We start from the raw sequence: 14,678 nt of genomic DNA, 5'->3' as shown, positions 1-14,678 counted from the left end.
CAAAAGTTTTTGACAAATCACGCGATAAAATAATTAGATAAAGGTATTTTTTATGAGTTTTTTGACTGAAAGAAGACAACAGTTTTTGACGGAAGCAAATTTTCATGGCACTAGGGATTTAACTTTGCGTGTAATGCAAAGGCAAAAAGATAATTTGAGTAAATCAGAAGGTGCTGATGTTGGATGGCATTTATCAATGTGGTTTGGTATAGCTGAAGGGACATTTAATAATTTTATATTGTCATATACCGCTGGTGAGTCTATTGAAAGTTTACGCTATGCATTAGAAAATGTAGTTGTTGCTTATGAAAATTATTTAAAGGAATTATTACAAAATAGCGGTGATCCAAATGAAATGGCATTTCCAATAAGATCTTTTGATGGGTATTGTCCTTATTTATGGCTAATAAGCTTATGTTATTTATTGCATCGACAGGATTTATTACCAAGAGTTGCTCGTTTAGTTGATGGTGAGGATGAGGAAAATGCAGGTATTGATTTCAATATAGAAGAGCTTCTTAATTACTCTAAAGAGTTAGAGCGGTATGAAACTGATGATTGTGTTTCTGGATGTTACGGTCTTTTTGCTGATGCATTAAGTGAACCTAATAAAATACAAGCATTAAACTTATTAAATGGTTTTCTAAAAAAATGGTATAAGGATTTATCAGCAGCTCCTTGGCATGATAGTCATTTAAGTGATGACGGATATTTTGGGTATTGGGCTTTCGAAGCGGGTGCAGCAGTCTACTTATTAGAAATTGAAGACGATAGCAGTCTTCATCAATATTTATATTATCCTAAAGATTTAGTTCAATTTGCGAGGACTTTTGTACCATTAGCAAATGATGTAAGCAATAAGCAAGGAAATCAGCTTAGATGTGAAGCTGGTGAAAATTGCCCAAAAACAGGCGACTGGTATAGTCCCGCTAATAATATGGAAAAGCGTCATTTTAAGCAAGGCGAAACGATGCCTGAGATTAAAAACAATTCATGGGGATTGACGATTTGGTATTTAGTGGAATAAGAATAGTGCCCTATGGGGCATTATTTGTTTGGAATAAATATGGATTTTGAAAATAAGAAAAGACAGCTTTTTATAACAGAGAGATATTTTATAAAATCGAAGGAATATCATGAGGAAGGAATTCCTTTATATCTAGAAAGTGATGCATATGAAGATGATGAATATAATTCTGGCGAGGCATCTAGATGGCAATCCATTACACTTACATATTGGGATTTACTTCTTTTAAGGTATACGTCTGGAGAACCTATAGAAGAGCTTATTTCTTCATTTGAAGATATAGTAGCTGGTTATACGAAACAAGCAGAAGCATTAGCAGTTTTTAAAGGAACAGTAAAGCCATCAGTTATTAATGGTGAAGGTGGTTTTATTGCATTATCAATGATTAGTTTGGCTGTTTTACTTAATCAGAAAAAAATGCTGCCAACTATAAAAGAGCGAATCAATGGAGGAAATGAAGACCAATCAGGAGAGGATAAGGTAATAAATAAATTTTTCAAAATTTTAGACTTTAAGCATCCCGATACAAATAAAGATGGAGTTTACAGTTATGATTACTCTCATTTATGCGATGTGATAGATAATGTTTTAGATAAAGATGATAAAGCGCATGCTCTTGAAGTACTAGATAATTATTTATCAGATTGGTATGGGATTCATAAAAATAAGCTTTGGTATAATAGTCACTTAGATTTAGATAATGGTTTTTCATATGTAGGATATTGGGCATTTGAGGCCGCTTTTTTAGTGTACATGTTTGACTTGGATGATACTTCTTTACATAAGTATTTATTTTATCCAAAAGATATCGTGCAATGGATTAGACATATTGAAAAATAACAATTGAATTAAAGCCCCATACTGGATGAGGCTTTAATTTATTGCTCTAACTAAGTCTTTTTTAAATCTACTTTATTGCCTTACAAGTTCCACTTGCCCTGTATGCCATCCACCACCTAAAGCCCGAATAAGATCTACACTGGCAATCATCCGACTGCCATGAAGCTGTGCAGCCAATTGCTCTTGTTGCAAGATACTCCGATCCGAATCAATCACATCCAGATAACTAATGCTGCCTTCACGATAACGCAAATGTGAGAGCTGATTGGCATGTCGGGATGAAGCAAGTGCTTGGCCCTGAGCCTGTATTTGCTGATCCAGAATACGCTGATCAGACAAACCATTTTCAACCTCACGGAAAGCATTCAGCACGGTCTGCCGATAATTGGCGACACTTTGTTCATAGCCTGCACGCGCTTGAGCTACGCCTGCTTTACGTTGCCCACCGTCAAATAGCGGTAAGGATAAAATTGTGCCCGCAACAGGGCCGAGTAAAAAAGTTCGACTCGACCATTTACCCAAATCTCCTAAACTTGCAGATTCATAACCCAGCGCACCTGTGAGATCAAGTTTTGGGATAAAGGCAGCACGTGCAATACCGATGCGTGCATTATCGGCGGCCATAGCGCGTTCTGCGGCAGCGATATCAGGACGACGTTCAAGCAAGCTCGAAGGCAAACCCGCAGGCAGGCGAATCGCAGTAGCAGACAATGGTTGAATCGCTAAGCTAAATTCAGCAGGTGGTTTGCCGAGTAATACGGCCAATGCATGTTCGGTACTGGCACGATTCCGTGTAATGCTGAGTGCAGTGCTTTGGGCGGTCGAGAGTTCCGTTTGCGCACGAGAAACATCTAGATCACTGACGAGACCATTGCGATAACGTGCTTGAATCAAATTTTGATTATCAGTCAGTAACTTGATGTTTTGTGCATAGATGGCTTGCTCAGCATCGAATTGACGAATCAGAAAGTAAGCCTGTGCCACATCAGCTTGCAAGGCTAACAGTGCAGAATGATACAAGGCTTCCTGTTGCTGTACATCTGCGGTTGCCGCATTGACACTACTGGCAATCCGTCCAAATAGGTCCAGTTCATAAGAGACATTGGCTTGTGCCCGCCATAAGGTACGTGCAGATGTGGATGCATCCGAATCAAGTCCTAAAGAAGCGGGTGAGGGCTTCTGACGGGTGGGCCCAAAACCTGCCCCAATACTGGGTAAGCGTTCAGCTTGTGCAGCAGACCTTAAAGCGCGTGAGGCCTGAATATTGGCTGCTGCGGCCTTTAAATTCTGGTTCCCCGCAATGGCTTGTTGTTCCAGATCATTCAATTGCGGATCATTAAAAATCCGCCACCATTCACCGCGAGACTGCGCATCGGCAGGTTGTGCGACGCTCCAGTTGGGATCATTCAATTGGGTATCCGCTTCCTTAAATTGCAGTGGAATAACCACCTTGGCAGGCTGATATTCAGGTGCCAATGAGCAGCCTGCAAGCAGCAGGCTTCCCATCAGAGAGGAGAGTATCCAGTGTGGTTTGAATCCTGTCATATCCTGCTCCTCAGTGATCGTGTGAACTGTGCAGTGGTGCTTCATGCACAGCTGCCGAATGCAGTTTATGTTTGCTGTTCAGGGTACGAATCAACACATAGAAGGCAGGGGTCAGGAATAAACCAAAGAAGGTAACCCCAATCATGCCAAAGAACACCGCAACCCCCATGGCATGACGCATTTCAGCACCCGCACCTGTTGATGTGACCAGTGGAACCACCCCCATAATGAAGGCGATGGAAGTCATTAGGATCGGACGTAAACGTAGTCGGCTAGCTTCAACCGCAGCATTGAATGCGGTCGCACCTTGCATTTCCAGTTCTCGGGCAAATTCGACGATCAAGATGGCATTCTTACAGGCCAGCCCGACCAGTACCATCAAGCCGATTTGGGTAAAGATGTTGTTATCGCCGCCTGTGAGCCAAACCCCAGTTAGTGCAGCCAAGATACCCATCGGGACAATCAGAATCACAGCCAATGGCAAGGTCAGGCTTTCATATTGTGCGGCTAAAACCAAGAATACTAACAATACACTGATCGGGAACACCCACAATCCTGCATTACCTGCCAAGATTTTTTGATAGGTCAGATCGGTCCATTCGAACTTCACGCCACGTGGTAAGGTTTCAGCGGCAATGCGTTCAACCGCAGCTTCGGCTTGGCTAGATGAATAACCCGGTGCAGGACCACCGTTAATATCGGCAGCGGTATAACCGTTATAGCGCACCACCATCTCTGGGCCATAGGTTTGAGTGACATTAACCAGAGAAGACAGTGGCACCATTTGCCCTGCATTGTTACGGGTTTTAAGCTGTAGAATATCTTCAGGATTGGCGCGGAACGGTGCATCAGCTTGAGCACGTACCTGATAGACACGGCCAAAGCGGTTAAAGTCATTCACATATTGTGAACCGAGGTAAATCTGCATGGTATTAAATACATCGGTCACCGCAACGCCTTGCTGCTTGGCTTTGACCCGATCCAGATCAACATTCAATTGCGGTACATTGATTTGATAGCTGGAGAACATCGGCCCCAATTCAGGTGCAGATTGTGCCGCTTTCATAAAGGATTGTGCTGCATTATTTAACTCGGCATAGCCTAAAGCACCACGATCTTCGAGCTGCAGTTTAAAGCCGCCCATGGTGCCGAGACCCATTACCGGTGGTGGTGGAAATACTGCAATATAAGCATCTTGAATCGCGGCGTATTTCTGATTCAAAGCACCTGCAATGGCATTGGCAGAAAGATCGGCAGCTTTACGTTCCGCAAATGGTTTTAAGGTGACAAAGACAATCCCTGCGCTGGAACTGTTAGTAAAGCCATTAATCGATAAACCCGGGAAGGCCACCGCACTTTCTACGCCGGGTTGTTTCAGTGCCGCATCACTCATTTTACGAATCACGGTTTCGGTTCGATCCAGTGAGGCACCATTCGGTAATTGGGCAAAGCTGATCAGGTATTGCTTATCTTGTGCGGGCACAAAGCCACCCGGAACGATATAAGAAATACCAATCGTTAGCCCAAGTAAAGCTGCATAAACACCCATCGCTGAAGCTTTATGGGAAATCACCCGACTGACGCCACGACCATATTGATCCGATGCACGTGAGAATACGCGGTTAAACAGGGCGAAGAAGCGTCCGAAAACACGGTTCATTACGCGGGTTAGGAAGTCAGGTTTGGCATCATGACCTTTTAGCAACATGGCGGCCAAAGCAGGTGACAAAGTGAGTGAGTTGAAGGCTGAAATCACGGTGGAGATGGCAATGGTCATGGCGAATTGCTTATAGAATTGCCCTGTTAAGCCTGTCATAAAGGCCAGCGGGACGAACACAGCAACCAAGGTCAAGGCAATGGCAATGATCGGTCCACTGACTTCACGCATGGCACGGTAAGTCGCATCTCGTGGACTAAGTCCTGCTTCAATATTTCGCTCGACATTTTCCACCACCACGATGGCATCATCGACCACGATCCCGATGGCGAGCACCATCCCGAACAGTGACAGGGCATTGATGGAATAACCAAAGGCCAGCATCAAGGCGAAGGTGCCAATGATTGAAACAGGCACGGCTAGTAACGGAATAATTGAGGCGCGCCATGTTTGTAAGAACAGGATCACCACCACAACCACCAGTGCAATCGCTTCAAGCAGGGTATGAATCACCGCTTTGATACTTGAGCGTACGAATTGGGTCGGGTCGTAAACGATGTCGTATTTAATGGATGCTGGGAAATCTTTGGACAGTTCCGCCATGGTGCTACGCACTTGGTCAGAGACCTGTAAGGCATTGGCCCCCGGTGCTTGGAAAATTGGAATCGCCACGGCCTGTTTATTGTCCAGTAATGAACGTAAACCATATTGCGAAGCGGCCAGTTCAACACGCGCGACATCACCGAGTCGCGTCACCGCACCATCTGCTGCCGTTTTTAAAATAATATCGGCAAATTCCTGTTCGGTACTTAAACGACCTTGCGCATTCACCGAGAGCTGTAAGGGTGAATTGTTTGGCGCAGCACCGATGGTTCCTGCGGCAACTTGAATATTCTGTTCACGAATCGCATTGACAATTTCAGTCGCAGTGAGATTGCGTTGAGCCACTTTTTGTGGATCTAACCATACCCGCATGGCGTAATCGCCTGAACCGAACAGGCCGACTTCACCCACACCTTGCAGGCGTGCCAGACGGTCTTTGACATTGAGTACGGCATAGTTACGCAAGTAAGTCATGTCATAACGATTATCGGGTGAGGTGAGGTGCACCACCATGGTCAAGGTTGGTGAGCTTTTTAGCGTGGTCACACCGAGACGTTGTACATCTTCGGGCAAACGCGGCAAAGCTTGAGAAACTCGGTTTTGAACCAGTTGCTGTGCTTTGTCGGGATCAATGCCGAGCTTGAAATTGACGGTAATGGTCAGGTTGCCATCGCTATTGGCTTGAGACTGCATATACAGCATGTTCTCTACACCATTGATGGATTCTTCCAATGGAGAGGCAACGGTTTCAGCGATCACTTTAGGGTTAGCACCCGGATATTGGGCACGTACCACGACAGAGGGAGGCACCACCTCTGGATATTCAGAAATGGGCAGTTGGAAAACAGAGAGTAAGCCCGCCAATAGAATCAGGACGGACAGCACCCCAGCAAAGATCGGGCGATCAATAAAAAATTTAGAAATATTCATGCGGATTAACCTTTTGCCGAAGTTGGGGTTTTTTCTGTAGGCTGAGGTTGTTGTGCTGTGTTATCGGTGATGATTTGAGGATTCGGCATAGGCACGAGATGTGGACTGACTGGATCACCCGGACGAATACGTTGCAACCCATTGACCACGATGCGGTCACCCACTTGCAGACCGCTATTGATGATTTGTAGACCGTCTTGTTGTGCGCCCAATTTTACTTCACGATATGCGGTTTGGTTTTTCGCATCGACCACCACAACAAAACGTTTGTCCTGATCGACACCAATCGCCGTTGGGGTGATCAGAATTGCTGAGCGAGGTTGCCCACCGCCAAGACGAATGCGGGCATACAGCCCAGGGAGCATCACCCCTTTGGGATTATCAAAGGTGGCGCGGACACGGATGGTGCCTGAGGTGGTATTTAAATTATTGTCGATCGAACTGATATAACCTTCCCGGCTAAAACCAGATTCATTGGCAAGACCTAAATAGACAGGAACTTGAGCTGAATTGCGTTGATTGCTGATGTATTTTAGATAGGTTTGTTCATCAACATCGAAAGATGCATACAGACGTGACACCGAAACCAAACTGGTCAGTACCTGTGCGCCATTGCCTGCTGAAACCACGTTACCCACCGTGACTTCGGCACGGGAAATACGGCCACTGACAGGGGCGGTAATACGAGTGTATTCCAGATTTAAACGGGCAGTTTCCACTGCAGCTTTAGCGGCTTGCAAGTTGGCATTGGCTGAGCGTGCTTCATTTTCCGCTTGATCAAGCTCTTGATGGGCAATCGCGTTACTTTGAATTAAGCGCTGGTTACGGCCTAAGTTTGCTGAAGAGTAAGTGACTTGTGCTTCAGCAGAAGCCAATTGCGCTTTGGCTCGATTCAGCTCTGCCTCAAAAGGACGCGGGTCAATGGTGAATAATAAATCTCCTTTGTTGACCAAGCTACCATCTTTGAAGTGAACGGCAATGAGTTTGCCTGAAACTTGGGGTCGAACATCAACTTGATCAATGGCTTCAAGCCGTCCTGAATATTCTTGCCAGTCGGTAATGGTCTGACTGATGACACTGGCGACATCAACGGTTGCGGCAGAAGGTGCAGCTGCTGTTGGGGTGGCTTTGGCATCTGCATTTTCTTGGAAGAGAATAAAACAGCCACCCGTTGCAAAAATAGCAAGAATGACGGCAGACAGCGTCAGCTGTTTGCGAGAAAGTGACATGGGATGCTCCTGGTTATTTGAATCCCTGTTTTCAGACTTTTTGTTGTGGTCTGTATGGGAGAAACAGGTTTATGGGATGAAAGGAGCATAAAAGTTTGTCAATTACGAATAAATATACTAAATTTGATAACACTATTCGTATTTTTATAATAATTGTTGTGTCGAACTGAAAAAACACATCAATTCAGGAGTGGGCCTGTGGATCTATTTCATGCAATGAGAGTCTTTAATAAAGTGGTTGAAACCAACAGCTTTAGCTTGGCTGCTGATAGTCTGGGACTACCGCGTGCTTCGGTGACTACGACTATTCAGGGTTTAGAAAAACATTTACAGGTTCGCTTACTGAATCGAACCACCCGTAAGCTCAGTTTAACGCCAGATGGTGCCGTCTATTATGACCGTAGCCTGAGAATTCTGGCGGACGTTGAAGATATTGAGGCATCCTTTCATGATGAGGAACGAGGTCCACGAGGGCGTTTACGCATTGATGTGCCTGTGTCGATTGGTCGTTTGATTTTAATTCCAAGGTTAAGAGAGTTTCATAACCGCTATCCCGATATTGATTTGGTCATAGGCATGAATGATCGTCCTGTGGACTTGGTCGGTGAGGCGGTAGATTGCGCGATTCGGGTGGGAGAACTACAGGACTCGAGCTTAATTGCCCGCCGTATTGGTACGTTTCAGTGTGCAACAGCGGCATCGGCATGCTATTTAGAAAAATATGGTGAACCGAAGACGCTTGAGGATCTACAAAAAAATCATCAAGCCATTCATTTCTTTTCCAGTCGTACGGGGCGCAACTTTGACTGGGATTTTGTGGTCGATGACCTGATCCAAAGTGTTAGTGTTAACGGACAGGTTTCGGTCAATGATGGCGATGCTTATATCGACTTGGCCTTGCAAGGCTTTGGTTTGATTCAAGGCCCACGTTATATGTTGACCAATCATTTCGAGGCAGGAACCTTAAAAGAAGTGTTGCCAAAATGGACGCCTGCACCAATGCCGATTTCTGTGGTGTATTTACAGAGTCGTCATTTATCTCAAAAAGTCAGAGTCTTTGTTGATTGGGTAGCGGAGCTGTTTGCAGGCTGTCCACTACTTGGTGGCAGTGCATTGCCGTTGGATCAAAAATGTGAGTTTGCCTGTGACCAGAAAACCAATCATGAATATACCATTCGGACGTTGGTAGAGCAGCATAATATTGCAGAAGCGCGTGCCTTAAAGACTTAATAAAATATGAAAACTCAATGAATAGGGGGCTATTTATTGAGTTTTATTCGGCTTAAATTTCACAAAGTAAATGAATATCTTCGGGCTCCAATTGCCACAACTGCTGATCTGGATGGTCTAACAGTCGAGCGCCGTATTTCATATAAAAATCGACGGTTCTCTTGCTGGGTGTCGCTGAAATATATAACTGCTTTGCCCCGAGGCAATTTGCAGATGTTTTTGCAGCTTGCATTAACTGTGTACCGATCCCTTGACCTTGATGATCGGCATCGACATAAAAGTAATGCAATAGTTTGGCATCTGGATAGTCGTGAATGATTTGATTCGAGACTGCAGAGATCCCCAGCATTTGTCCATTTAAATCAAAGGCGCCTATCAATTCGGCTTTTTGCTGATAGAGTTGTTTTAATTTAGGCGGATCGTATTGGAGATGGTAATCATCCCATTGTTGTACGTCATAAAAACAGTCTTCTAATTGCAAAGACTGCTTTATATAGTTTTGTGTGATCAGTTCGCGCCGGCTAATCTGTTGCCAGATCAGGTCAATTTCAGAATATTGCAGTGGCCTTAAAATAATATTGATATTTTTTCCTCTATCATCTGATGATGGTAAATTGGGAGGAGTACATGAAGGTACAGAACATAGTTGATTTACCCAAGAGACAATCTGTTAAGCAAATCTACTATTTATCTATCTTACATCGAATTATTCTGGTACGCGTGATAAAAATAAAGGGCGATTCATGATGTTGATTCGATTTATCTATTCTATTTTAGCTTCAAGTCTTGTGCTGACTTTTTCGGGGTGTACCGCATCATCTCAGTATCCCATTACAGCAAGTTATGGCCCTCAACCGGTATTGCCAGAACCTCAATCGAGTTTAGTGCCGACTGTCAATATTGCCCCAGCTGCAGGTTGGCCGAAGGGTGTGATGCCGACGCCAGCAGAAGGTTTAAAAGTTCAGGCATACGCCCAAGGGCTAGATCATCCACGTTGGCTCTATGTATTACCAAATGGTGATGTGTTGGTAGCTGAAACCGATGCACCGCCTAAGCCTGATGATAGCAAAGGGATTCGTGGCAAAATTGCGAAAAAGGTGATGCAACGCGCAGGGGCATCTTTTCCAAGCGCCAATCGTATTCGTTTACTGCGTGATACCAATGGTGATGGGATTGCAGATACCAATAGCATCTTTCTGGAGAATTTGAATTCTCCTTTTGGGATGGCTTTGGTCGGCAATGCACTTTACGTGGCGAATACAGATGTACTCCTGCGTTTTCCTTATCAGGATGGTGTAACTAAGATTACGGCGCAGGGCACAAAAGTTTTGGATCTTCCTGCAGGCAAACTCAATCATCATTGGACCAAAAATGTAATTGTAAATCCAGCAGGGACAAAGCTATATATTTCGGTGGGTTCAAATAGTAACGTGGCTGAGAACGGATTAGACAAAGAGGTTGGCAGGGCACAGATTCTGGAGTTTGATATTGCGACAGCTAAAGCTCGACCTTTTGCTACAGGTTTGCGTAACCCGAATGGTATGGGCTGGCAACCTCAAGGCGGCCAGCTTTGGACGGTTGTGAATGAGCGTGATGAATTGGGCAATGACTTAGTACCTGACTATATGACTTCAGTTAAGGATGGTGGATTTTATGGCTGGCCCTATAGTTATTATGGACAGCATATCGATACACGGGTAAAACCACAAAATCCTGAAAGGGTGGCTCGCGCACTTAAACCTGACTATGCATTGGGCAATCATACCGCATCTTTAGGTTTAGCATTTTATGCGACTGAATTGATGCCACAGTATCGAGGTGGGGCATTCATTGGTCAACATGGTTCATGGAACCGTAAACCGCATAGTGGCTATAAGGTGATTTTTGTGCCGTTTAGAAGTGGTCAACCTGATGGTGAACCGCAAGATGTGTTGACAGGTTTTTTAAGTGACAAAGGACAAGCCTATGGACGACCAGTTGGTGTTGCAATCGATTTTTCGGGTGCGCTTTTAGTGGCTGATGATGTTGGGAATACGGTTTGGCGTGTATCACCGATTGCTCAAACCACTTATGAAAGCCCGATGCAGGAACACAAAACCAATGCTTTAAAATCACATTAAAGATTCAAATTCTAGCGTTAGACGGAGTTTGGCTTACTCTTCTTGAACTGTTGGATAGACAGTTATGTATTGTTTTTGTGATTTGTTCTATGTTTTTTAATTGGATGTGTGATATAAATAACACTATTCACGATAGTAATATCGTAGTCCCATACTCTTCCCCAAGAGTTTGGGATTTTTTTTTGCTCTCGAGAATGCTTGAACCATCAATTTTACGTGCTCTGATTGCTTTTGATTTAGGGAAGATATGGTTTGCTTAGATTTTGGAAAAGGCCTGAAAAACGTATTTTCCAGACCTGAATTGAACAGTGGGGGATTATTTTTTTTGTTTAAAACGATAGTTACATTTCAGGCAGCGGTAATCCTGAAAAATATTCTTGTCGACCATGACGCCTGCCTTTTTCCCAAAAATATTACCCACAACACCACCAGTAATTCCTGCGCTGATCGCACCGACAAAGGTTCCAACTGTTCCACCAACAATTACACCTAAAGGACCAGCAACGGTGCCAATCGCTGCGCCAACAGAAGCACCACTTGCTGCACCACCAACAGTCCCAGCTGTTGTTCCTGCGGCCATCAGTAACACGCCACCTGTTGTTCTCAGTAATTTGTCATGATTACGTGTTTCAATTTCAGTCGAACCACATTTAGGGCATTCGATTGGTTTTTCCATAAAACGATCTATCCTGTCTTTCTTTATTGAGTAACCCAGTTGACTGTGCTCAAGCGGAAGCATGAGCCCATATCAGCTTTTGGAAGCAGCGATGCTTTCGAGGAGATAAATTTGAGACATCGCTTTTCAGTTTCGATTTTAGCGGAACAATGACATAAGTATTTATAGTTCATGTAAATGCTTTTTGCGTTGCTCTGCGATCCAGATGATGAATTTTTCTATCATTAGCGTCTGCTGTAGTTGAGCTTAATTGAGTTAAGAAGAATAAGGTGGAATGGGATTGCTTATTCTTCAAGATCAAATCCTTATGAGGAAGCATTAAGCAGATTAAGTATGAATGGCTTTCTTCAATTCGACTGTTTTATGTGAAAAATGGCTGAGTTGCAAAGCCAGCTCTTCAGCCTTTAGATAAGCATCTGCTACGGACTTTAGATGCCGATCATCGGCAAATTCCTGATATTCAGCTGCAATTTCATAGATTTTTTCTACACCTAAATATTTGCTGAGCGTATATAGGTGTGGAATCAGATGACTCATTTGTTCTCTAATCCCACCTTTTTCAAAACCGAATTCCCCACTAGAGCTAATAATGACCAGCGTTTTGCCTGATAAAAGCGGTTGTAATGGGAAATCGCCCCGCGAAAGATCAAAATCAAAGGTCTTATTCACTCGGGCGATTTGATCAAACCATGCTTTTAACTGAGCAGGCATGCCATAGTTGTACATCGGTGAGGAAATGACAATCAGGTCAGCCACGACAATTTCAGCAATCAGTTGATCTGAAAGCGTTAAGAGTTCCTTTTGTTCAGTGGTTCTTTTTTCTTCTGGTGTAAATACTGCTCCCATCCAGGCTTGAGTAATAAAAGGTGGTGGATTAATACCGATATCACGATAGATATATTCATCTATAAGGGAATGTTTTTCCAAAGTCTGGATAAAGCGATGGGCAATATTCTTTGAAATAGAATTATGACTTGGGTTTGGATTGGTTATGTTACGAATACTGGCATCGATATGTAATATTGTGCTCATTTAAAATGACCTTTAGGCGTTAAACAAGCACTCATTTTGAAATTAAAAATCACCCTCGACAAACGAGTAAATTACAGTTATAGATGATTTTATTTCATCTATATGTTTTGGGGAGTGAACAATGCAAGTTTCATTACCAGCATTAAAAGCATTTGAATCAGCTGCCCGTTTAGGCAGTTTTAAATTGGCGGCTGAAGAACTTGCTCTGACACCGACAGCAATTTCGCATCATATTGCGAATCTTGAAGCGCGGTTCAATGTGGATTTATTCCACAGAGAAGTCAGAAAAATTGTACTCACAGAAGTCGGAGAGAGATTAGCAAAGCAAATTTCTGCAGGATTCAGGACAATTGAGGATGCTGTAGATGAGCTGGGGCGGGTCAGCCATGCGATTCGCATAAGTACTACCTCTTCATTGGCAGCACTGATTTTAATTCCGGCATTGCATGAATTTTCAGAACACCGTCCAGAGCTTTCGGTTGAAGTTTCCACAGGGGAAGCATTAGACAATCAGCTCTATCATTTATCGATTCGGTTGGGCAATATCGCGGCTGTTCCAGCGTCTGAAATTATTCGCTACGAAACATTTAATCTATACGGCAGACAGCAGATCGATCTGTTAAACGCGAATGATGCGCCACTTGTTGTTTTTACCACGGCTTGGAAAAATAAAGCTTTGGCCGCACCACCCTTAGAACAATGGTGTAGGCAAAATGGTATCGCCTTATCGAAGATTGTGGTGAAAAGCTTTGATCAAGAGCTATTTGGCATTCAGGAGGCATTGGCAGGAAATGGCTGGGTATTTGCTTCTAGTACCTTGATGAACCGATTACTGAAACAGCAACAGATCCAGCAATGTCAGACCCAGTCAATTCAATCTGATCTCTGCTATTACATCCCGAATAAAGAACATATTCACCATCAAAAAATGAATGATTTTATTGCATGGCTAGCGCAAAAATTAAATCAATAATCGAGCTGAAGACTCAGTACGGCGTTTGGATGTCATATTGAGTCAGCTGCGACAAGCAGGGCGTGGTTTTATGGCAAGAAGGTTTCTTGCAGATAACTCCACAGCATTTTGCCATCAATCTCTTCAATGAGTGCGCATGAGCGTCGAATCAGAACACCAGAGGCTTTGGTATGCTTTTCTGTATAGGTCAAAACAATTGTATCGGGCTTTTGCATCAAGACCTGTTCGTCATAGATTTCAATCTGGATATCGGGCATTTTGCCCTGATTATTGGCAAATAAGCCTTTTACTTGTTCGAGTGAAATACGCTTGCCTGCCGCACCGACCATTTCAAAATGATCAGCAAAATAGGCGATCAGTCGGGGTAGGTCTTGTTCAGCATGTTTGCCACTAAAAATGTTTTCAATCAGCACGTGCATGCTATGAATGCTTTCGATTGCTTGTTCTTTTACAAGGGCCATATTCATTTCCATTAAGAATATACTGAGTTTATTTTAAACCAAAAATAAATGTAAAATTCAATATAATTTTAAATTAAATTATTTACTGAATGGCTAGAACTAAAGTTGAGTTTAGCGAGATAATATAAGAAATATTTGTTTTATCATAGGCTTAAATTGTATTTTGAGTGCCAGAAAATAATAGCCAAAAACCATAGCTCAAAAAAGGTATGACTATATACCTTAAATATTATGGAAAATTACATGTAAAAATAATAAATATAGAGAGGGATGATTTACCTTGTTGAAGACAGAGCAGAAATGGATTCTGGTCATGTTGTCTCCAATAAGAAGACGCATTAGAAAAATGGCATGG

Annotated in this window: 12 protein-coding genes; 5 read left to right on the top strand and 7 right to left on the bottom strand. The window is 43.3% G+C overall.

Translation table 11 applies throughout. The annotated features are described in order from the left end of the window. Positions 1-52 precede the first annotated feature (52 nt). Together F907_RS05080 and F907_RS05085 are read left to right on the top strand one after the other, a co-directional pair. Positions 53-1,027: a PoNe immunity protein domain-containing protein gene (locus tag F907_RS05080; RefSeq protein WP_016652793.1), complete on the top strand. Its 975-nt coding sequence runs from the start codon at positions 53-55 to the stop codon at positions 1,025-1,027. A 39-nt stretch (positions 1,028-1,066) separates the two neighbouring features. Continuing rightward, positions 1,067-1,867: a PoNe immunity protein domain-containing protein gene (locus F907_RS05085; RefSeq protein WP_016652792.1), complete on the top strand. Its 801-nt coding sequence runs from the start codon at positions 1,067-1,069 to the stop codon at positions 1,865-1,867. 72 nt (positions 1,868-1,939) lie between these two features. Here the strand turns inward: F907_RS05085 and F907_RS05090 are convergent, their stop codons facing one another. From F907_RS05090 to F907_RS05100, 3 genes are read right to left on the bottom strand one after another with little or no spacing between them, the layout of a single operon-like run. Continuing rightward, a complete protein-coding gene (locus F907_RS05090) occupies positions 1,940-3,412 on the bottom strand; it encodes an efflux transporter outer membrane subunit (protein ID WP_016652791.1) in 1,473 nt (490 codons plus the stop codon). Between the two features lie 10 nt (positions 3,413-3,422). After that, the gene (adeG, locus tag F907_RS05095; protein WP_016652790.1) at positions 3,423-6,602 is read right to left on the bottom strand and encodes a multidrug efflux RND transporter permease subunit AdeG; all 3,180 of its coding nucleotides are present in this window, start codon (positions 6,600-6,602) and stop codon (positions 3,423-3,425) included. A gap of 5 nt (positions 6,603-6,607) precedes the next feature. Next, a complete protein-coding gene (locus tag F907_RS05100; RefSeq protein ID WP_016652789.1) occupies positions 6,608-7,831 on the bottom strand; it encodes an efflux RND transporter periplasmic adaptor subunit in 1,224 nt (407 codons plus the stop codon). 198 nt (positions 7,832-8,029) lie between these two features. On the opposite strand from F907_RS05100, the gene F907_RS05105 reads away from it, so the two are divergent. Beyond that, entirely contained in the window at positions 8,030-9,061 is a 1,032-nt protein-coding gene (locus tag F907_RS05105) for a LysR family transcriptional regulator (protein ID WP_016652788.1), read from the top strand. Positions 9,062-9,113: 52 nt separating this feature from the next. On the opposite strand, the gene F907_RS05110 is transcribed toward F907_RS05105, so the two are convergent. Next, on the bottom strand, positions 9,114-9,638 hold the full coding sequence (locus F907_RS05110) for a GNAT family N-acetyltransferase (protein ID WP_032862285.1): 525 nt from the start codon (positions 9,636-9,638) through the stop codon (positions 9,114-9,116). Between the two features lie 169 nt (positions 9,639-9,807). On the opposite strand from F907_RS05110, the gene F907_RS05115 reads away from it, so the two are divergent. Further along, complete coding sequence (locus F907_RS05115) at positions 9,808-11,181, top strand: PQQ-dependent sugar dehydrogenase (RefSeq protein ID WP_032862283.1); 1,374 nt, start codon at positions 9,808-9,810, stop codon at positions 11,179-11,181. A 316-nt stretch (positions 11,182-11,497) separates the two neighbouring features. Here the strand turns inward: F907_RS05115 and F907_RS05120 are convergent, their stop codons facing one another. Then, complete coding sequence (locus F907_RS05120) at positions 11,498-11,857, bottom strand: C1 domain-containing protein (protein WP_005273589.1); 360 nt, start codon at positions 11,855-11,857, stop codon at positions 11,498-11,500. A gap of 327 nt (positions 11,858-12,184) precedes the next feature. Continuing rightward, on the bottom strand, positions 12,185-12,889 hold the full coding sequence (locus F907_RS05125; protein ID WP_016652785.1) for an FMN-dependent NADH-azoreductase: 705 nt from the start codon (positions 12,887-12,889) through the stop codon (positions 12,185-12,187). A gap of 121 nt (positions 12,890-13,010) precedes the next feature. Between F907_RS05125 and F907_RS05130 the strand changes: the two genes are divergently transcribed. Beyond that, on the top strand, positions 13,011-13,862 hold the full coding sequence (locus F907_RS05130; RefSeq protein ID WP_016652784.1) for a LysR family transcriptional regulator: 852 nt from the start codon (positions 13,011-13,013) through the stop codon (positions 13,860-13,862). Between the two features lie 68 nt (positions 13,863-13,930). Here the strand turns inward: F907_RS05130 and F907_RS05135 are convergent, their stop codons facing one another. Then, the gene (locus F907_RS05135) at positions 13,931-14,323 is read right to left on the bottom strand and encodes a DUF4440 domain-containing protein (RefSeq protein WP_016652783.1); all 393 of its coding nucleotides are present in this window, start codon (positions 14,321-14,323) and stop codon (positions 13,931-13,933) included. Positions 14,324-14,678: the final 355 nt, after the last annotated feature.

Source organism: Acinetobacter colistiniresistens (assembly GCF_000413935.1).
Classification (GTDB): Bacteria; Pseudomonadota; Gammaproteobacteria; order Pseudomonadales; family Moraxellaceae; genus Acinetobacter; species Acinetobacter colistiniresistens.
Note: the sequence above shows the minus strand (reverse complement) of the source record. Positions and strands in the feature narration are given on the sequence as shown.